The following is an 18,206-nucleotide window of genomic DNA, read 5'->3' as shown; positions in this document are numbered from 1 at the left end:
GCTCGCGGCGTCATCCCTCCGGCGGACCCGCGGTGGTCCTCCGGGGTCAGCGCGGCCGGAGCCCCGCCCGGCGGAGGGCGAGGGCCGCCAGAGCGGCGGTGACGGCCGGGTCGCCGGTCCGCCAGCCCGCGGCGGCGTCCGGGTGCGCGGCGAGGACCTCGCGGGGGGACGCCTGGGTGAGCGCGCGCAGGGCCAGCAGCTCGGTTCCGCCGCCGGTCGAGCCCAGGGCGCGCAGCTCGGCGGTCCGGCGGGCGAAACGGAGCCGGGGCCGGAGCCAGAGCACGGCCAGGAGCAGGAGCGGGAGGCCCCCGACGGCGAGCCCGGCGACCACGGCCAGGGCGCTCGCGAGCTGCTGCTGGTCGCGTCCGGCGGCGGCCAGCACGGAGCCGGCCCCGCTCGCCTCATCGAAGGGCGCGCGCACGGCGTCGCCGAGCAGCGGGATGCCGCCGAGGGTGGTCCCGGCGTCGCTCATGGTCGAGCCGAAGCCGCTGCCGGCGCTCTCGAGCCGACGGCCGATCTCGGCCAGGCCGGCGATCAGCGAGCCGACCGCGATCCCCGCGGCGATCGCCACGACGGCCACGCCGAGAGCGAGGGCGTCGGCCAGGATCTGCCGCGCGCGGACGGCCGGGAGGTCGGCGTAGATCTGCATGGGCCGATTATCCGGCGCGCTCGGCAGCGGTCGTGTTCACAACTCAGGAAGAATTCGTTCGGACCCGGCCGGATCCGCATGAATCCGACGGCCCGAGGACGTTCGTCCTGAGTTGTGAACACGATCGCCGGTCGTAGAGGCTTGCGACGTCCCTCCACAGTCGAATCGGACGGCCCGGTCGTCGCGGCAGAGGCAGGAGGCCCTCCCCGAACGGCGGTCGGGCGCCAGGCTCGCCGTGTGGATCTCGATCGCCTCATGTCCCTCCACGGTGGAGTCTCCTCGCGGCCGGTCCTGCTCGCCGCCGGCGCGACTGCTCGCGGCCTCACTGCAGCGGTCGCGGACGGCCGCTTGGTCCGTGGCCGGAGCGGCCGGTACGCCTCGCCGAACCTTCCTCCGGAGGCCCTCACCGCCTTCCGGCTCGGCGGCCGCCTCGCCGCGACCGATGCGGCTCGCTCCCACGGACTCTGGGTTCTGCGCTCGCCTCGGCTGCACGTGCACGTCGGGCCGAACGCCGGTCGGTTCACCGTTCCCCGCGGTGTCCGCCTGCACTGGGACCCGGCCCGGCCCGACGACGAGCCCCTGCGGGTGTCCGTCCCGCACGCACTGCTGCAGCTGGGCCGCACCCTCGGCGCCGAGGACATGCTGGTCGCGCTCGAGTCGGCGCTCGAGAAGCGCCTGCTCGGACCCGACGACCTCGCCGAGCTGCGGGCGGCCTGCCCGCAGCGGCTCCAGGCGCTCCTCGCGTTCGCCCGCGACGACTCGGGCAGCGGCGTCGAGACCCTGGCCCGGTGGCGCCTGCACTCGATCGGGGTCGAGTGCTCGACCCAGGCCCGGATCCCCGGCGTCGGCCGCGTCGATCTGCTGATCGGCCGCACGCTGATCGTCGAGATCGACGGCAGGTCGACCCACGACTTCGAGAACGACCGCCGCCGCGATCTGTTCGCCGCGGTCGACGGCTACGTCACCCTCCGCTTCTCGGCGACCCAGGTGCTCACGCAGTGGGACGACGTCGAGCGGGCCGTGCTGTCGGCGATCGGCCGCGGCCTGCACCGGCTGTGACGAGACGCGGCGCGCACCGGCGTGCAGTCGGCCGCGGCGCGCACCGGCGTGCGGTCGGCGAAAGGCTCTAGTCGAGCAGGTCGTGCAGCACGACGACCTGCTCGCGCTCCGGGCCGACGCCGATCGCCGAGAACCGGGCGCCGCTCATCGCCTCGAGCGCGCGCACGTAGTCCTGCGCGGTCTGCGGCAGGTCAGAGAACTCGCGGCAGCCGGAGATGTCCTCCTGCCAGCCGGGGAACTCCTCGTAGATCGGCTTCGCGTGGTGGAAGTCGCTCTGCGAGACCGGGACCTCGTCGTGGCGCACACCGTCGACGTCGTAGGCGACGCAGACGGGGATGGTCTCGAGGCCCGAGAGCACGTCGAGCTTGGTGAGGACGAAGTCGGTGACCCCGTTGATCCGCGCCGAGTAGCGGGCGATCGGGGCGTCGTACCAGCCGCAGCGCCGCGGGCGGCCGGTCGTGGTGCCGAACTCGAAGCCCTGCCGGCGGAGGTACTCGCCCCACTCGTCGAAGAGCTCGGTCGGGAACGGACCGGCGCCGACGCGGGTCGTGTACGCCTTGATGACCGCGATGACGCGGTCGATGCGGTTCGGCGCGACTCCGGAGCCGGTGGCCGCTCCTCCCGAGGTCGCGTTGGAGGAGGTGACGAACGGGTAGGTGCCGTGGTCGACGTCGAGCATCGTGGCCTGGCCCGCCTCGAACAGCACCGTCCTGCCCGCGTCGAGCGCCTGAGAGAGCACGAGCGACGTGTCGGCGACCATCGGGCGCAGGCGCTCGGTGTACTGCAGCAGGTCCTCGAGCACCTGCTCGACCAGGATCGCGCGGCGGTTGTAGACCTTCACCAGCAGGTGGTTCTTCTGGTCGAGGGCGCCCTCGACCTTCTGGCGGAGGATGTTCTCGTCGAACAGGTCCTGGATGCGGATGCCGACGCGGTTGATCTTGTCGGCGTAGGCCGGGCCGATGCCGCGGCCCGTGGTGCCGATCTGGCGCTTGCCGAGGAAGCGCTCCGTGACCTTGTCGAGGGTGCGGTGGTAGCTGGTGATGACGTGCGCGTTGGCGCTGACGAGCAGCTTCGACACGTCGACGCCGCGGGCGCTCAGCGCCTCGAGCTCGTGGAAGAGCACCTCGATGTCGACGACGACGCCGTTCGCGATCACCGGGACGACGCCCGGGGTGAGGATGCCGGAGGGGAGGAGGTGCAGGGCGTACTTCTCGTCGCCCACGACGACGGTGTGCCCGGCGTTGTTGCCGCCGTTGAACTTCACGACGTAGTCGACGCGGCTGCCGAGGAGGTCGGTGGCGCGTCCCTTGCCCTCGTCGCCCCACTGGGCGCCGGTGATGACGATTGCTGGCATGGCGGTGTCCTTCTCGACGGGAGGGGCGGGGGTGGGCGGGTGCGGCGCGGCAGTCGTGCCGCCTCCGCGCGACCAGCCGCTCGATTCTAGCGGAGGGGCCGGAGGACGCCTCCAGCCGCGAGGCCGGTGCGGCGGACGCCCTCGCCGCGAGGCCGGCCCGGCGGACGCGCCGACGCGGGCCGGCCCTGCGGACGCCCCCGGCGACGGCCGGCCCGGCGGACGCCCCGGCACCGGAGCCGCACCGCGGACGCATCGCCGAGCAATGCTCTCGATCCCGTCATGCGCAGTTCACACGCGCCGCATAGATTCGAGGACGTTCACACTCCACTCATCACGCGAACAGGACCACGATGCGCAGACTCCGCGCCGCAAGCCTCCTCGCCGTCGTCGCACTCGGAGCCGCCACCGCCGCTCCGATCGCCTCGGCCGCCCCTCTCGACGACGGCGTCGAGCTCACCCTGGTGTCGACGACCGACACGCACGGGCACGTCTACGACTGGGACTACTTCGCGAACGCGCCGTACCCGGCCGCCGGCACGCTCGGCCTCACCCGCGTCGCGACCGAGGTCGACCGCCTCCGCGCCGAGAAGGGCGAGGAGTCCGTGCTCGTCATGGACAACGGCGACGCGATCCAGGGCACGCCGCTCACCTACTACTACGGCCTCGGCGACGGCGCCGCGGGCGTCCTCTCCGGCGAGACGACGCACCCGATGGCCACCGCGTTCAACACCATCGGCTACGACGCGCAGGTCGTCGGCAACCACGAGTACAACTACGGGCTCGACATGCTCAGCGCGTACGAGGGCGATCTCAACGCCCCGCTGCTGGGTGCGAACGTCGTCGACGTCGCCACCGGCAAGCCGTACCACGACCCCTACACGCTGATCGAGCGCGAGATCGACGGGAAGACGGTCACCGTCGGCGTCCTCGGCCTCGTCACCCCCGGCGTCCGCGTCTGGGACAAGCAGTACGTCGACGGCGTCCTCGAGTTCCAGGACATGGTCGCCGCCGCGAAGCAGTGGGTCCCGATCGTGCAGGAGCAGGCCGACGTGGTCGTCGTCCTCGCGCACACCGGCCAGGGCACGGTCCCGGACGCGGAGTACGACGCCGCCGACCTCAACGAGGACGTCGTCAACAACATCGCGACGCAGGTCCCCGGGATCGACGTGGTCGTCGCCGGCCACAGCCACAAGGACCTGCCGCAGACGCTGTTCACCAACGTCGCCGGCGAGCAGGTGCTGGTCACCCAGCCGAAGTTCTGGGCGCAGGGCCTCACCGAGGTCACCCTGAACCTGGTGCCGGACGCCGCGGGCGGCCTCGAGGTCGACTGGTCGGCCGGGAGCGCGCCGGTCGCGAAGCCCGTCTACGCGACGGACATCGCCGAGGAGTCGCCCGCACTGGTCGACGCCCTCGCCGAGCAGCACGCCGCCACGATCGAGTACGTCAACACCCCCGTCGCGGACTCGGTCGAGGAGCTCTCGGCCGCGACCTCGCGCTACGAGGACACCCCGATCATCGACTTCATCAACACCGTCCAGGCCGAGACCGTCGAGACGGCGCTCGAGGGCACCGAGTGGGCCGACCTGCCGGTGATCTCGCAGGCGTCGCCGTTCTCGCGCACCGCCGTCTTCCCGAAGGGGCAGGTCAGCATCCGCGACATCGCCGGCCTGTACATCTACGAGAACACCCTCCGCGGAGTGGAGCTGACCGGAGCCGAGGTGCGCGACTACCTCGAGTTCTCGGCCCGCTACTTCGTGCAGACCGCCGAGGGCGCCGTGTTCGACCCCGAGACCGGCACCAACGCGACGACCGAGGACCGCCCCGACGGCATCCCGGACTACAACTACGACGCGATCTCGGGCCTGGACTACGTGATCGACGTCTCGCAGCCCGCCGGCTCGCGGATCCGCGGTCTCGCCCACGCCGACGGGACCCCGGTCGCCGACGACGAGCGCTTCGTGATGGCGGTCAACAACTACCGCCAGAGCGGCGGAGGCGCCTACCCGGCCGTCGCGCAGGCCCCCCTCGTCTACGACGAGCGCCTCGAGATCCGCCAGCTGCTCATCGACTGGTCGACCGCCCGCGGCGTGATCGACCAGGCCGACTTCTTCGACCCCAACTGGTCGCTGACGACGGTGCCCGCCGCTGAGGTCCCGGTCACCCCTGCGCCGACCGAGCCCGGCACCCCGACCGAGCAGCCCACCGCCGCTCCGTCGCCGCACCCCACCACCACGGCGGCCCCCGTCGCGGGAGGCTCCGGCCCGGGCTCGCTCGCGAACACCGGCGCCGACGCGGCCGGCCTGATCGGCGGAGCCCTCGTGCTGCTGCTGTCGGGCCTCGCGCTGGTCGTCGCGCGACGCCGCCTCGCGGCCTAGCCGAGGAGGGCACGGGCGGCGGTCGGCGGGGTCTCCCGCCGGCCGCCGTTCGTCGTTCCGGAGGATCGCGGGACGATCGGGCCGCGGACCGGCGGCTCAGTCGTCGCGGCTGCGCGACCGGCGGGCCCGCCAGGCCGAGAACGCTCCCGTGGACCAGAGCGCCCAGATCACCAGGAGGGGCTGGAAGGCGAGCCGCACCGCTCGCGCCGCGTCCGTCTCGAGGCCGAACGCCGGCGTCCGCGTCACCAGCTGCGAGATGTTCCCGGGGAAGACCGCGACGAAGAACGCGGCCACCACGACACCCACGATCACGCGCCACCGCACGAGCACGACGAGCGCGAGCCCGAGCGCGATCTCGACGACGCCCGACGCGACGACCACCAGGTCCGGGTCGGCCGGCAGCCACGGCGGGACCTGCGCCTGGAACGCCTGACGAGCGACCGTCAGGTGCGCCGTGCCGGCCGTGGCGAGCACCAGGCCCAGGAGGATGCGGGCGAGAGTGCGCGGGAGGGAGCGGCGTCCTCCGTCGGGCGCTGTGGCGGCGGTCATGCCCTCAGTCTGCGCTCGGAGCCCGCCCGCGCCGACCGCGCGCGCGTTCCGGCGGCGCCCCGTATCCTCGTTACCGCCCCGTCCGCAGACCGTGAAACGAGTTCCATGAGCACCCTGCCCCGCCTGATGGCCTTCGACCTCGACGACACCCTCGCCGCCTCGAAGTCCCCCGTCGACCCGGCGATGGCCGACCTCTTCGTGAAGCTGCTCCAGGCCACCGAGGTGTGCATCATCTCGGGCGGCCAGATCGGCCAGTTCCGGATGCAGGTGCTCGACCGCCTCGAGGGCGCCGACCCCGAGGTCCTCGCGAAGCTGCACCTCATGCCCACCTGCGGCACGCAGTACTACCGGTACGAGAACGGCGACTGGGCGCAGATCTACGCCGAGAACCTCACCGAGGACGAGAAGTCGCGCGCCCTCGCCGCCGTCGAGGAGAAGGCGAAGGAGCTCGGCTACTGGGAGTCCGAGACCTGGGGCCCGATCCTCGAGGACCGCGACTCGCAGATCACCTTCTCGGCCCTCGGCCAGTCCGCGCCCGTCGAGGTCAAGCAGGCCTGGGACCCGGACGGCGAGAAGAAGAACACCCTCCGCGAGGCCGTGCAGGCCGTGCTCCCCGACCTCGAGGTCCGCTCCGGCGGCTCGACCTCCGTCGACATCACCCGCAAGGGCATCGACAAGGCGTACGGGATGAACAAGCTCACCGAGCTGACGGGCATCCCCCTCGACGACATGATCTTCGTCGGCGACCGCCTCGACCCGGACGGCAACGACTACCCCGTCAAGGCGATGGGCGTCGAGTGCTTCGCCGTCGAGGGCTGGCACGACACCGCCGCGTACCTCCGCTCCTACGGCCTGTAGTCGGGCCGCTCCGCGCGACCCCGGGATCCCCTGCTGCGGCGGGGGATCCCGTGCGTCCGGGTGCCGTGGGCGGGCCGTCCGTCCGGGTCAGGCGTCCTCGTTCAGCGATCCGGAGGCGGTGCCGTCGAGGGCGAGGCGGAGCCGTTTCGGCAGCTTCGCGACCACGATCGCGTGCGACTCCTCGATGAGCTCCAGCACCAGCTCGGGCTCCACGGTCCCGCCGGCGTCGACCGTCACCCAGTGCTTCTTGTTCAGGTGGTAGCCGGGCTCGATCCCGTCGACTCCCGCGACCAGGTGCACCACGTTCTCGGGCAGCGCCTTCACGCTCACCACCGGCCGCCCGAACCGCTCCGACTCGAGCGCGAACACCTTCCCCGCGACCTTCCACACCCGGGTCCCCTCGCCGAACGGGAAGCCCGCCTCCGCTCCCGGAAGCCCCTCGAGGAGCGCCTCCACCACCGCGCCGTCCATCCCCCCATCCTGCCGCAGCTCCCGCGCGCCGCCTAGATCCACCTACCCGCCGCCCGACCCGCGGCTCCCGCCCACAGACGCACCCGAGCCGCCTCGTGCCGCCTGCACGACCCCGTTCACCCGTGGAGCGGCCCGTGCCGCAGGCACGGCCTGACGCTCGCAGTCCAGGCTCGTGCCGAAGGCACGGCCCCGCGGCCCCTCGTGCCGAAGGCACGGCCCCCACGCTCCCTCGGACCAGGCTCGTGCCGCAGGCACGGCCCCACGCGGCCGCTCGTGCCCCCGGCACGGCGCCCCGCGCTCGTGCCCGAAGGCACGGCGCCCACCCACCAGCACAGGGCTAGGCGGCGTCCGGGTGCGGTTCTGGCAAGGCGGAGGAGGAAGCCGTAGCGGCGCTACGGCGCCCGACGACAACGCCGCCAGAACCGCACCCGGGCGTCGCCTAGTCGTTGCCGAGGATGATGATGGCGGCGGTAGGGGGTAACGCGTCCTCGTGGTACCGCTCGATCTCCTCGATGGCGATCGGGTCGGCCTGCTGGAGGAACTGGGTGAGGCGGGTGACTTCCTCCGTCTCGCCGATGGAGTCGGCGGCGCGGCGGAGGGCGTAGAGGGAGAGCAGGAAGCCGCGGTTGGGTCCGTGGCGCCAGGGGATGGGGCCCTGGCCGCGCCAGCCGGCTCCGCGGAGGAGGTCGAGGCCGCGGTGGTAGCCGACGCGGGCGTAGGCGTAGGAGGGGAGGGCCGCGTCGATGCCCCAGACGCTGTCGGCGAGCAGTGCCCAGGCCAGCGGGGAGCGCGGGTGGGCGGCGGCGAGGGCGGCGAATTCGACGGCTCCCGGGTTCGCGTGCTTCGCGAGGGCCGCGGTGACCGCGGGCTCGTCGGGGAGGAGGGTCGGTTCGGGGCCCAGCAGGTTCTCGCCACTCATGCCTCCCAGGCTATCCCGCTCGCGGCTGTGCGGGTCCGGGGTCCGGCCGTCCGGCGCACGACGGTCGTCCCTCCACAGGGGCGTCAGCGGAGGGAGCCGGGCGGTTCGCCGGTCGTCGCCGTCGTGCGCGGGGGTGCCGCCGATAGCATCGACCCATGGCGACGAACCGCAGTGAAGTCGAGGCCTGGCTCACGGACATGGACGGCGTGCTGGTGCACGAGAACAAGGCGCTCCCCGGCGCGCCCGAGCTGATCCAGGAGTGGACGGATTCGGGCACCCCGTTCCTGGTGCTGACGAACAACTCGATCTTCACGCCGCGGGATCTGGCGGCGCGGCTGCGCGGGTCGGGGCTGCACGTGCCGGAGGAGCGGATCTGGACGAGCGCCCTGGCGACGGCGGACTTCTGCGCGTCGCAGATGCCGGGTGGGAGCGCGTTCGTGATCGGCGAGGCGGGGATCACCACCGCGCTGCACGAGGCGGGCTTCATCATGACGGAGACGGCGCCGGACTACGTGGTCGTGGGCGAGACCCGCAACTACAGCTTCGAGGCGATCACGAAGGCGATCCGCCTGATCGTCGCGGGTGCGCGCTTCATCGTCACCAATCCCGATGCGACGGGGCCGAGCGCCGAGGGCGTGCTCCCGGCGACGGGGGCGATCGCGGCGCTCATCACGAAGGCGACGGGCAAGGATCCGTACGTCGTCGGCAAGCCGAACCCGATGATGTTCCGCTCGGCGATGAACAAGATCGGTGCGCACAGCGAGAACACCGGGATGATCGGCGACCGGATGGACACCGACATCGTCGCGGGCATCGAGGCGGGCCTGCACACCGTGCTGGTGCTCACGGGGATCAGCGACGAGGCCGAGATCGAGCGCTACCCGTTCCGCCCGGACGAGGTGCTGAGCGGGGTGCACGAGCTCCTGTCGTCGGAGCCGCTGGAGTCGGAGTTCCCGCCGGACTCCGCGGTCTGAGTCCCGAGCCTCGCACCGCCTCCGAGGGAACCCCGGACCGTCGAGGGAACCCGCTCCACGAGGCTGTCTCGACGGCTCGGGGTTCCCTCGGTGCCGTCGAGGGCGGGGCAGTCAGAAGCGGACGTGCTGCAGCACCCAGGCGTGCATCGTGACGGCCGCCGCCGCCGAGGCGTTGATCGACCGGGTCGAGCCGAACTGCGAGATCTCGAGCACGGCCTCGGAGGCGGCGATCGCCTCCTCCGAGAGGCCGGGCCCCTCCTGCCCGAACAGCAGGAGGCAGCGCTCGGGCAGCCGGTAGGTCTCGAGCGGCACGCAGCCGGGGACGTTGTCGACGGCGAGGAGGGGCACCTCCTCCTCCGCGGCCCACTGCACGAGGTCGGCCACCGTCTCGTGGTGCTGGACGTGCTGGTAGCGGTCGGTGACCATCGCGCCGCGCTTGTTCCAGCGCCTCCGGCCGACGATGTGCACGCCCTCCGCGCCGAAGGCGTTGGCGCTGCGGACGATCGAGCCGATGTTCATGTCGTGCTGCCAGTTCTCGATCGCGACGTGGAACGGGTGCCGCGTGCGGTCGAGCTCCGCGACGATCGCGTCCATCCGCCAGTAGCGGAACCGGTCGATCACGTTGCGCGCGTCGCCGCGCTCCAGCAGCTCCGGGTCGAGACGGTCGTCCTCGGGCCACTCCCCCTGCCAGGGGCCGACGCCGTTCGTGGTGAGCTCCACGGAGGCGGCTGGTCCGGTCGCGGGGGTCGCCTCGTTCTCCTGCACGACGAGCGATCCTACTGGGCGCTCCCCGGCTCGGCCGGGTGCGCAGAGCAGGGGCACGGCGGCATCCCCCGGGCCGACGCGACGGCGCGCGTCAGGCCGCGGGAGTGCCGGCGAGGGAGCCGGTCAGCTCGCCGCCGCCCGCGCGGTCGACGAAGCAGTAGTAGCTGCGCTCGCCCGCGTCCCACTGCTCCTGGGTGACGGGGAACGCGCCGGCGACCTGCACGTCGCCGTAGGTCTCGGCTGCGGCGACGTCCACGACGCCCTGCGCCTGGCAGAGCGAGGAGACGGTGACGGCCAGGGCGTCCTGGCCGGGGAACGCCGCGTCGGTCAGCTCCGCCGTGGCGACGAGCTGGGCGGAATGGGCGCTCGCGCAGTCCACGACGGTGAACTCCTCCGCCCAGACGGAGTCGAAGGGATCGATGCACTCGCCGCCGAGGAGCGCGCTCCAGGCCCAGGTGCCGACGGGCAGCGGTCCGACGGTCGGGAGGGTCGCGGTCGGGGTGGGCGAGGGGGTCGGCTCCGCCGCGGGCGTCTCGCTGACGACCGGTGCGGCCTGCGGCTCGGCCCGGCCGCCGGCGCTCCCGACGGCGATGCCGATCGCGAAGAGCCCGGCGAGGAGGATCACCGCAACCGCCGCGATCAGGCCGATCAGGAGTCGGCGCCGGCTGAGCGTGCGCCATGCGGGCGCTCCGGCGGGCGCCGAGTCGCGCTCGCGGCTCTCGGGTCGGGACCGGGCGGAGCGGCTCTTCCGCGGCGGAGCGGCGTTGACGTGGGCGGCCGCGGGAGCGGTGCGGAAGGGCGCGGGCTCGGCGCGGTCGGCGGGCTCGGCGGCCGGCTCGAGGTTCCACGAGTAGGCGCCGGCGGTCTCGCGCCACAGCTCCTCGTCACCGCCGTCCTCGTCGGGCTCGTCACGCGGAGCGACGACCTGCTCCCACACGGGCGGCTGGTCCCAGTCCCCGCGCGGGTCGGGCCACTCGTAGACGGCGGGCGGAGTCGGCTCGCGCGGAGTCGGCGGGGTCGCGCCGACCGGGCGTCCGTCGGCGGGGTAGGGGGCGGCGGTGCGGCCCGCGGGATCGACGTCGGTCGAGGATCCGGCATCGGGCTCGTCGTCCGGCCGGTGGGCGCTGCGCAGCCCGGCGGGTGCGGTCGGCAGGTCGGCGGGAGGGTCGGTGTGCGGCAGGACCGGGCGCACGGAGTCGGCCCCGCGGCGGTGCACGTCGGTGCGGCCGGCGTCGGCGGAGCGGTCGGAGTCGGCGTGGGGGTCGGCGTCGTCCGCGTCGTCGCGGAGGGGGGCGAAGAACGCGTCGAAGGCGTCCTCGTCGGACACGTCCGCACCGGAGGCGCCGGTCTCGCGGGCATTCGTCCCGCGGGCACTCGTCTCGCGGACATCCGTCTCGCCGGCACCGGTCTCGCCGGCACCGGTCTCGCCGGCACCGGTCTCGCCGGCACCGGTCTCGCCGGCACCGGTCGCGGGCGATCCCGTGTCCCGGGCCCCCGCGGCGGGGACACCCGTGTCACCGCCCCGGGAGTCCCGTCCCCCGGCGGAGACTCCGTCGCGGTCGGAGGAGCGCTCCGGCTCCGCGACAGTGCCGCGGTCGTCGTCGTCGCCATCCTCCACCCGAGCGGGGTCGTCCGCAGAGGTCGGACGATCGTCGTGGGCCTCCTCGGGGGCGGGCGTCGCGCTCAGCACGGGCTCCCCCGGCCACAGGCCGACCGGAGCGGCGGGGGCACGGGACGGCACCGCACCGGAGTCGCCGTCGTCCGAGGACGGTCCGGCCGCGTCGGCGGAGGAGGCCGACTCGCTCGTGTCGCTCCGCTCCTCCGTTGAGGCGTGGGCCTCGTCGGCCGCGGACCCAGCAGGACCGGACGTCCGCTCCGCGCGCGGCTCCTCCGCGGGAGGGGAGGGGCGGGGCGAATCGAAGATGCTCTTCAGACGGCCGCCGCTGAGCTGCTGGAGCAGCCACTCGCTGCCGCCGACGGGACGCTCGGCCTCGGGACGCTCCGGCTCGGGACGCTCCGGCTCGGCGGTCTCCGATCCGGCACGCTCCGGCTCGCGGTCCTCGGATCCGCGGCGCTCCCGATCCGGGTGCTCGCCGCCTCCCGGGCCCCCGTCGCGTCCCCTGTCGTCGACCATCAGCTCAGGCCGAGGTCGGCCAGACCGATCGCGGCGAAGTACGGGTAGCCGGCCTCCTCGATGATCTCGCGGGCCCCGGTCGCGCGGTCGACGACGACGGCGACCCCCGCGATCTCGGCGCCGACCTTCAGCAGGGCTTCGATCGCCTTCAGCGGCGAGCCGCCGGTGGTGGACGTGTCCTCGACGACGACGACGCGCTTGCCCTCGAGGTCGGGGCCCTCGACCTGCCGGCCGCGGCCGTGGTCCTTGGGCTCCTTGCGCACGACGAACGCGTCGTAGGCGAGGCCGCGGGCGGCGCCCTGGTGGAGGATCGCGGCGGCGATCGGGTCGGCGCCCATGGTGAGGCCGCCGACGGCGTCCACGCGCTCGATCGGCGCGATGAGGTCGAGCATGACCTGCCCGATCAACGGCGCGACGCGGTGATCGAGGCTCACGCGGCGCAGGTCGACGTAGTACGACGCCTTCTTGCCGCTGGTGAGGGTGAAGTCCCCGTGGAAGACGGCGTCGGAGCCGATGTACTCGATGAGCTGCTGGCGTGCGTCGGTCACGCGCCTACTCTACGGGGCGACCCCTCCCCCGCTCGGGAGCGCGCCCGCTGCGGCGTGCTCGCCCGCCTCGTCGCCTCCTCCGCGGAACTGGGTCATGTAGAGCTCGTAGTAGGCGCCGCGCTGCTTCAGGAGCGCCTCGTGCGCGCCCTGCTCGACGATCCGCCCCGACTCCATCACCAGGATGGTGTCGGCGTCGCGGATCGTGGAGAGCCGGTGCGCGATGACGAACGAGGTCCGGTCGGTGCGCAGGGCGTTCATCGCGTGCTGCACCAGCAGCTCCGTGCGGGTGTCGACCGAGGAGGTGGCCTCGTCGAGGATCAGCAGCGACGGGTTCGCGAGGAACGCGCGCGCGATCGTGATCAGCTGCCGCTCGCCCGCCGAGACGCTGCCGCCGTCGGCGTCGAGCACCGTGTCGTAGCCGTCGGGCAGCTGGCGCACGAAGCGGTCGACCATGGTGGCCTTCGCCGCGTCGACGATCTCCTCGTCGGTGGCGTCCAGGCGCCCGTAGCGGATGTTCTCGCGGATCGTGCCCTGGAAGAGCCACGCGTCCTGCAGCACCATGCCCACGCGCGAGCGCAGATCGCCGCGCGCGAGGCTCGTGATGTCGACGCCGTCGAGCAGGATGCGTCCGCCCGTGAGCTCGTAGAAGCGCATGACCAGGTTGACCAGCGTGGTCTTGCCGGCGCCGGTCGGACCGACGATGGCGACCGTCTGCCCGGGCTGGGCAGAGAAGGTCAGGTCCTCGATCAGCGGCTGCTCCGGGTCGTACGAGAACGAGACGCCCTCGAACTCCACGTGGCCGTCGGTGCGCTGCGGGAGCGACGCGGTCGCCGTCTCCGGCTCCTGCTCCTCGGCGTCGAGCAGCTCGAACGTGCGCTCGGCCGAGGCGACGCCGGACTGCAGCATGTTCGCCATGCTCGCGAGCTGGGTCACCGGCTGCGTGAACTCGCGCGAGTACTGGATGAACGCGGTCGCGTCCCCGAGCGTCAGCTGACCCGAGGCGACCCGCAGCCCGCCGACCACGGCGATGAGCACGTAGGAGAGGTAGGAGACGAAGGTCATCGCGGGCATGATCATGCCCGAGACGAACTGCGCGCCGAACGAGGCGGTGTAGAGGCTGTCGTTGCGGCGGTCGAACTCCTCGAGCATCTCGCGGTCGCGGCCGAAGGCGCGGACGATCTCGAGCCCGGAGAAGGTCTCCTCGATGTGGCCGTTGAGCGCGCCCGTGTTCTTCCACTGCGCGGCGAAGAGCTTCTGGGAGCGGGCGCCGATCACGCCCGCGATCACGCCCGAGAGCGGGATCGAGATCAGCGCGATCAGCGCGAGCTGCCACGAGACGATGAACATCATCGCGGCGATGCCGATGATGGTGAGCACCGACTGCACCAGCTGCGAGAAGGCCTGCTGCAGCGCCGTCTGGATGTTGTCGACGTCGTTCGTGACGCGCGACATCACGTCGCCGCGCTGCCGGGTGTCGAAGAAGCGCAGCGGGAGGCGGTTGAGCTTCGCCTCGATGTCCTGGCGCAGACCGAAGACCACCCGCATCACGAGGCCGTTGAGGATGTAGCCCTGCGCCCACATGAGCACCGACGCGACCACGTACATCAGCAGCACGATGATGATCAGGCGGCCGAGGACCACGAAGTCGATGCCCGCGCCGGGCACGATGTCGGTCTTGGCCAGCATGTCGGCGAAGGTGCCGTTGCCCGAGGCGCGCTGCTGCTCGATGATCTGCTCGAGCGGGACGCCGGCCGGCAGCTGCGAGCCGATCACGCCGTTGAAGATCGTGTCCATCGCCTGCCCGAGGATCTTGGGCGCGATGACGGTGAGGACGACCGACAGCGAGACCAGGGCGACCACGAGGACCATCCGGGCGCGCTCGGGGCCGAGCAGCGAGAAGAGGCGCTTGGCGGACGGCCAGAAGTTCTGCGCCTTGCGGGCGGGCGGCCCGTCCCCGAACATGCCGCCGTCGCCCTCGCCGGGCTCGAACTCGGGCTCGAGGGACGTCGTCTCCTCGGGCGCGGTGGTGTCGCGTGTGCGCGCCATCTCAGGACACTCCTTCGACGCTCAGCTGGGATTCGACGATCTCGCGGTAGGTCGCGTTCGTCTCGAGGAGCTCGTCGTGCGTGCCGCGGCCGACGACGCGGCCCGCGTCGAGCACGACGATCTGGTCGGCATGGCGGATGGTCGACACCCGCTGGGCCACGATGATCACGGTCGCGTCGGTGGTGGCGTCGGCCAGCGACTCCCGCAGCCGCGCATCGGTCGCGACGTCGAGCGCCGAGAACGAGTCGTCGAACAGGTAGACCCGCGGCTTCGCGACGAGGGCCCGCGCGATGCAGAGCCGCTGGCGCTGCCCGCCGGAGACGTTGGTGCCGCCCTGCGAGACCGGCTCGTCGAGCCCGTGCTCCTTGCTCCGCACGAAGTCCTCGCCCTGGGCGATGCGCAGCGCCTCCCACAGCTCGGCGTCCGTCGCGTCGGGGCGGCCGAAGCGCAGGTTCGAGGCGATCGTCCCCGAGAAGAGGTAGGGGCGCTGGGGCACGAGCCCGACCACCTCGGCGAGCTGCGCCCGGTCGAGGGAGGAGACGGGCACGCCGTCGATCGTGACGGTGCCCTCCTGCGGGTCGAACAGGCGGGGCACGAGGCCGAGCAGGGTCGTCTTGCCGGCGCCGGTGGAGCCGACGACGGCCGTGGTGCGGCCCGGCTCCGCGAGGATGTCGATGCCCGAGAGCACGGGGCGCTCGGCGCCGGGGTACCCGAAGACGACCCCCGAGAACTCCACGCGGCCACGTGTCGGCGTCGGGACCCCGCCCTCGGGCGTGGTGAGGCTGGTGCGGGCGTCGAGGACCTGCTGGATCCGCTCGGCGCAGACGACCGCGCGCGGGATCATCATCACCATGAAGACGCCCATCATCACGGCGGTGAGGATCTGGAGGAGGTACTGCAGGAACGCGGTGAGCGAGCCCACCTGCATCTGACCGGCGTCGACGCGCTGCCCGCCGAACCACAGCACGGCCGCGGTGGCCAGGTGCAGGATCATCATGATCGCGGGGAACATCAGCACGAAGATGTTGCCGACCTTGATCGACACCTCGGTGATCGCCGCGTTGGCCTTGCGGTACCGCTCGGACTCGAACGGCTCGCGCACGAAGGCGCGCACCACGCGGATGCCCGTGATCTGCTCGCGGAGCACGCTGTTGATCCCGTCGATCCGGTCCTGCATGAGGCGGAACAGCGGCAGCAGCAGGAACACCAGGAAGCCGACCACGACGAACAGCAGCGGCACCGACACCCAGACCAGCCAGGAGAGGCCGGCGTCCTCGCGCAGGGCGAAGACGATGCCGCCGACGCACATGATCGGCGCGGACACCATGAAGTTGAGGGTCATCAGCACGAGCATCTGCACCTGCTGCACGTCGTTCGTGCCGCGGGTGATCAGGGTGGCCGTACCGAAGCCGCCGACCTCGAGCCCGCTGAGCGAGTCGACGCGGCGGTAGACGTCGCGGCGCAGGTCGCGGCCGACGGACATGGCGGTGCGGGCGCCGAAGTAGACGGCTCCGATCGCCGCGGCGACCTGCACGACGCAGACGCCGAGCATGGTCATGCCGGTGCCCCAGATGAAGTCGGTGTCGCCGCGGCCGATGCCCTGGTCGATGATCTCGGCGTTGAGGCTCGGCAGGTAGAGCGCGGCGAGCGTCGCGACGAGCTGCAGCACGACGACGGCGGCCACCCAGCGCGCGTAGGGCTTCGCGTAGGCGGAGGCGAGGCGGAGCAGGATCATGGGTCCTCCGGAGGGGCGGAGCAGGAGCGGCAGGGGAGGGGACCGGGCTGGGGAGCGCGGAGCGCCGGGGAGCCCGTCGGGCCCGCACGGCGCGGGCGGCGGCGGCGTCCGGACGGCTCGACGAACGGCCGGTCGGGACGGCGCTAGACAACCATCGACCACCGACACCGGTTCCGCAATCCGCCGAGGGGATGACTCCCCCGGCCCGCGGCCGCCGGAGCGCGGGGGACGCGCAGGAGACGTGTCGGCGGCGGCTCCTACACTTCCAGGATGCGCATCGCCACCTGGAACGTGAACTCCATCCGGGCCCGCACCGGCCGCGTCGTCGACTGGCTCGTGCGCGAGGACGTCGACGTCCTCGCCATGCAGGAGCTCAAGTGCAAGCCCGAGCAGTTCCCGCACGAGGCCTTCGCCGACGCCGGCTACCACGTCGAGATGGTCGGGCTCAGCCAGTGGAACGGCGTCGGCATCGCCTCGCGCCTGCCGATGGAGGACGTGCGGATCGGCTTCCCGGGCATGCCCGGCTTCGCGAAGGAGGCGGCGGCCGACGGCTCCTACCCGCTCGAGGCCCGCGCGATCGGCGCCACGGTCGACGGCGTGCGCGTCTGGAGCCTCTACGTCCCGAACGGCCGCGCGGTCGACGACCCGCACTACCTCTACAAGCTCGAGTGGCTCGCGGCCCTGGAGGCGAGCACCCGCGAGTGGCTGGCCGCCGAGCCCGACCTGCCGCTCGCCCTGGTCGGCGACTGGAACGTCGCGCCGCTCGACAGCGACGTGGGCGACCCGGGCCTCGGCCCCGGATCCACGCACGTCTCGATCCCCGAGCGCGCCGCCTTCGCCGCCTTCGAGGACGCCGGCCTGCGGGACGTCGTCCGCCCGCTCGTGCCCGAGGGCTACACCTACTGGGACTACAAGCAGCTCCGCTTCCCGCGCAACGAGGGGCTGCGGATCGACTTCGTGCTCGGCTCCCACGCGTTCGGCGAGCTCGTCACCGGAGCCTCGATCCACCGCGACGAGCGCAAGGGCGACGCCCCGAGCGACCACGTCCCGGTGGTGGTCGACCTCGACCTCGAGACGACCCTCGACGACGACCGCCCGATGATCTTCTGAGCATGGCCTCGTCGAAGAAGAAGCGCGCGCGGGCCCAGGGCGCCTCGGGCGGTGCGGCCCGCCCCGCTCGGCCGGCGTCGGCCCGCCCCGGAGCCGTCCGCCCCGCCGCCGTCCGCCCCGGAGCCGCCCACGACGAGTTCCGGTCCGACGCCTACCGCTCGGTGGGCGAGATCATCGCCGCCGGGAAGCCGCGCCGGCGCCGCTGGGACCTCGTGCTCTCGATCCTCGGCTGCCTCGCCCTCGGCCTGCTCACGATCGTGCTCGGCTACCTCGCCGCGATCCTCTCGGTCTTCCCCGCGCAGTGCGAGGGCCAGAACTTCGCCTGCGACTTCGACCGGATCGACTGGGGCGTCTCGATCGCGCTGATCGGGCCGCCCGCGCTGACGCTGATCGCCGTGGTCGTGACGGTCGTGCGCTACCTCGTGGGCCGCCGCGCGTTCCTCGTGCCGGTCATCGGGTTCGTGCTCTGCATCGCCACCGCGTTCCTCGCCTCCTCGCTCGTGACGAGCTCGATCCCCGGTTCGGCGCTGGTCTAGCACCGACCCGGGGTGGTGCCGACCACGAACGTGGTTCGGCGCCGGCCCAGCACCGACCCGGGGTGGTGCCGACCACGAACGTGGTTCGGCGCCGGCCCAGCACCGACCCGGGGTGGTGCCGACC

16 protein-coding genes are annotated in these 18,206 nt (G+C 72.8%); 6 read left to right on the top strand and 10 right to left on the bottom strand.

What is annotated here, in order from left to right; all coding sequences use genetic code 11:
- Positions 1–46 precede the first annotated feature (46 nt).
- Positions 47–649: a hypothetical protein gene (locus tag C5D44_RS11025; protein WP_104277542.1), complete on the bottom strand. Its 603-nt coding sequence runs from the start codon at positions 647–649 to the stop codon at positions 47–49.
- A 237-nt stretch (positions 650–886) separates the two neighbouring features.
- On the opposite strand from C5D44_RS11025, the gene C5D44_RS11020 reads away from it, so the two are divergent.
- A complete protein-coding gene (locus C5D44_RS11020; RefSeq protein WP_146088034.1) occupies positions 887–1,708 on the top strand; it encodes a DUF559 domain-containing protein in 822 nt (273 codons plus the stop codon).
- A 67-nt stretch (positions 1,709–1,775) separates the two neighbouring features.
- On the opposite strand, the gene C5D44_RS11015 is transcribed toward C5D44_RS11020, so the two are convergent.
- Positions 1,776–3,062: an adenylosuccinate synthase gene (locus C5D44_RS11015; protein WP_104222783.1), complete on the bottom strand. Its 1,287-nt coding sequence runs from the start codon at positions 3,060–3,062 to the stop codon at positions 1,776–1,778.
- 350 nt (positions 3,063–3,412) lie between these two features.
- Here C5D44_RS11015 and C5D44_RS11010 point away from each other — a divergent pair, with 350 nt between their 5' ends.
- On the top strand, positions 3,413–5,437 hold the full coding sequence (locus C5D44_RS11010; RefSeq protein WP_104277344.1) for a bifunctional UDP-sugar hydrolase/5'-nucleotidase: 2,025 nt from the start codon (positions 3,413–3,415) through the stop codon (positions 5,435–5,437).
- 96 nt (positions 5,438–5,533) lie between these two features.
- Here the strand turns inward: C5D44_RS11010 and C5D44_RS11005 are convergent, their stop codons facing one another.
- Positions 5,534–5,986, bottom strand: a complete 453-nt coding sequence (locus C5D44_RS11005) for a hypothetical protein (protein WP_104281668.1) — start codon at positions 5,984–5,986, stop codon at positions 5,534–5,536.
- Between the two features lie 105 nt (positions 5,987–6,091).
- On the opposite strand from C5D44_RS11005, the gene C5D44_RS11000 reads away from it, so the two are divergent.
- On the top strand, positions 6,092–6,844 hold the full coding sequence (locus tag C5D44_RS11000; RefSeq protein ID WP_104222786.1) for an HAD-IIB family hydrolase: 753 nt from the start codon (positions 6,092–6,094) through the stop codon (positions 6,842–6,844).
- 87 nt (positions 6,845–6,931) lie between these two features.
- Here the strand turns inward: C5D44_RS11000 and C5D44_RS10995 are convergent, their stop codons facing one another.
- Positions 6,932–7,315, bottom strand: a complete 384-nt coding sequence (locus tag C5D44_RS10995; protein ID WP_104277342.1) for an MmcQ/YjbR family DNA-binding protein — start codon at positions 7,313–7,315, stop codon at positions 6,932–6,934.
- 439 nt (positions 7,316–7,754) lie between these two features.
- Positions 7,755–8,234, bottom strand: coding sequence for a DUF3151 domain-containing protein (locus C5D44_RS10990; protein WP_104234388.1), 480 nt, complete (start codon positions 8,232–8,234; stop codon positions 7,755–7,757).
- A gap of 155 nt (positions 8,235–8,389) precedes the next feature.
- Between C5D44_RS10990 and C5D44_RS10985 the strand changes: the two genes are divergently transcribed.
- Positions 8,390–9,208 carry an HAD-IIA family hydrolase gene (locus tag C5D44_RS10985; RefSeq protein WP_104277340.1) on the top strand — a complete coding sequence of 273 codons (819 nt, stop codon included), beginning with the start codon at positions 8,390–8,392 and terminating at the stop codon, positions 9,206–9,208.
- Positions 9,209–9,319: 111 nt separating this feature from the next.
- Here the strand turns inward: C5D44_RS10985 and C5D44_RS10980 are convergent, their stop codons facing one another.
- From C5D44_RS10980 to C5D44_RS10960, 5 genes are all read right to left on the bottom strand, one after another.
- A complete protein-coding gene (locus C5D44_RS10980) occupies positions 9,320–9,973 on the bottom strand; it encodes an RNA methyltransferase (RefSeq protein ID WP_104281667.1) in 654 nt (217 codons plus the stop codon).
- A gap of 91 nt (positions 9,974–10,064) precedes the next feature.
- Positions 10,065–12,107, bottom strand: coding sequence for a septum formation family protein (locus tag C5D44_RS18650; RefSeq protein WP_104281666.1), 2,043 nt, complete (start codon positions 12,105–12,107; stop codon positions 10,065–10,067).
- On the bottom strand, positions 12,107–12,655 hold the full coding sequence (gene pyrE / locus C5D44_RS10970) for an orotate phosphoribosyltransferase (RefSeq protein WP_104277337.1): 549 nt from the start codon (positions 12,653–12,655) through the stop codon (positions 12,107–12,109). Before pyrE ends, C5D44_RS18650 begins: the two co-directional genes overlap by 1 nt.
- 9 nt (positions 12,656–12,664) lie before the next feature.
- Entirely contained in the window at positions 12,665–14,701 is a 2,037-nt protein-coding gene (locus C5D44_RS10965; protein ID WP_104277336.1) for an ABC transporter ATP-binding protein, read from the bottom strand.
- A 1-nt stretch (position 14,702) separates the two neighbouring features.
- Positions 14,703–16,436 carry an ABC transporter ATP-binding protein gene (locus tag C5D44_RS10960; RefSeq protein ID WP_104277335.1) on the bottom strand — a complete coding sequence of 578 codons (1,734 nt, stop codon included), beginning with the start codon at positions 16,434–16,436 and terminating at the stop codon, positions 14,703–14,705.
- Between the two features lie 270 nt (positions 16,437–16,706).
- Between C5D44_RS10960 and C5D44_RS10955 the strand changes: the two genes are divergently transcribed.
- Entirely contained in the window at positions 16,707–17,546 is an 840-nt protein-coding gene (locus C5D44_RS10955; protein ID WP_104277334.1) for an exodeoxyribonuclease III, read from the top strand.
- A gap of 2 nt (positions 17,547–17,548) precedes the next feature.
- Entirely contained in the window at positions 17,549–18,082 is a 534-nt protein-coding gene (locus tag C5D44_RS10950) for a hypothetical protein (RefSeq protein ID WP_104281665.1), read from the top strand.
- The last annotated feature ends 124 nt before the right edge of the window (positions 18,083–18,206 follow it).

Source organism: Rathayibacter sp. AY1B5 (genome assembly GCF_002932795.1).
Taxonomy (GTDB): Bacteria; Actinomycetota; Actinomycetes; order Actinomycetales; family Microbacteriaceae; genus Rathayibacter.
Note: the sequence above shows the minus strand (reverse complement) of the source record. Positions and strands in the feature narration are given on the sequence as shown.

Coding starts and splice junctions, on each gene's coding strand:
- C5D44_RS18650 (WP_104281666.1), bottom strand. CDS start 12,107: ATGGTCGACGACAGGGGACGCGACGGGGGCCCGGGAGGCGGCGAGCAC.
- C5D44_RS11015 (WP_104222783.1), bottom strand. CDS start 3,062: ATGCCAGCAATCGTCATCACCGGCGCCCAGTGGGGCGACGAGGGCAAG.
- C5D44_RS10960 (WP_104277335.1), bottom strand. CDS start 16,436: ATGATCCTGCTCCGCCTCGCCTCCGCCTACGCGAAGCCCTACGCGCGC.
- C5D44_RS11010 (WP_104277344.1), top strand. CDS start 3,413: ATGCGCAGACTCCGCGCCGCAAGCCTCCTCGCCGTCGTCGCACTCGGA.
- C5D44_RS11005 (WP_104281668.1), bottom strand. CDS start 5,986: ATGACCGCCGCCACAGCGCCCGACGGAGGACGCCGCTCCCTCCCGCGC.
- C5D44_RS10950 (WP_104281665.1), top strand. CDS start 17,549: ATGGCCTCGTCGAAGAAGAAGCGCGCGCGGGCCCAGGGCGCCTCGGGC.
- C5D44_RS10955 (WP_104277334.1), top strand. CDS start 16,707: ATGCGCATCGCCACCTGGAACGTGAACTCCATCCGGGCCCGCACCGGC.
- C5D44_RS10995 (WP_104277342.1), bottom strand. CDS start 7,315: ATGGACGGCGCGGTGGTGGAGGCGCTCCTCGAGGGGCTTCCGGGAGCG.
- C5D44_RS10990 (WP_104234388.1), bottom strand. CDS start 8,234: ATGAGTGGCGAGAACCTGCTGGGCCCCGAACCGACCCTCCTCCCCGAC.
- C5D44_RS11000 (WP_104222786.1), top strand. CDS start 6,092: ATGAGCACCCTGCCCCGCCTGATGGCCTTCGACCTCGACGACACCCTC.
- C5D44_RS11025 (WP_104277542.1), bottom strand. CDS start 649: ATGCAGATCTACGCCGACCTCCCGGCCGTCCGCGCGCGGCAGATCCTG.
- C5D44_RS10965 (WP_104277336.1), bottom strand. CDS start 14,701: ATGGCGCGCACACGCGACACCACCGCGCCCGAGGAGACGACGTCCCTC.
- C5D44_RS10985 (WP_104277340.1), top strand. CDS start 8,390: ATGGCGACGAACCGCAGTGAAGTCGAGGCCTGGCTCACGGACATGGAC.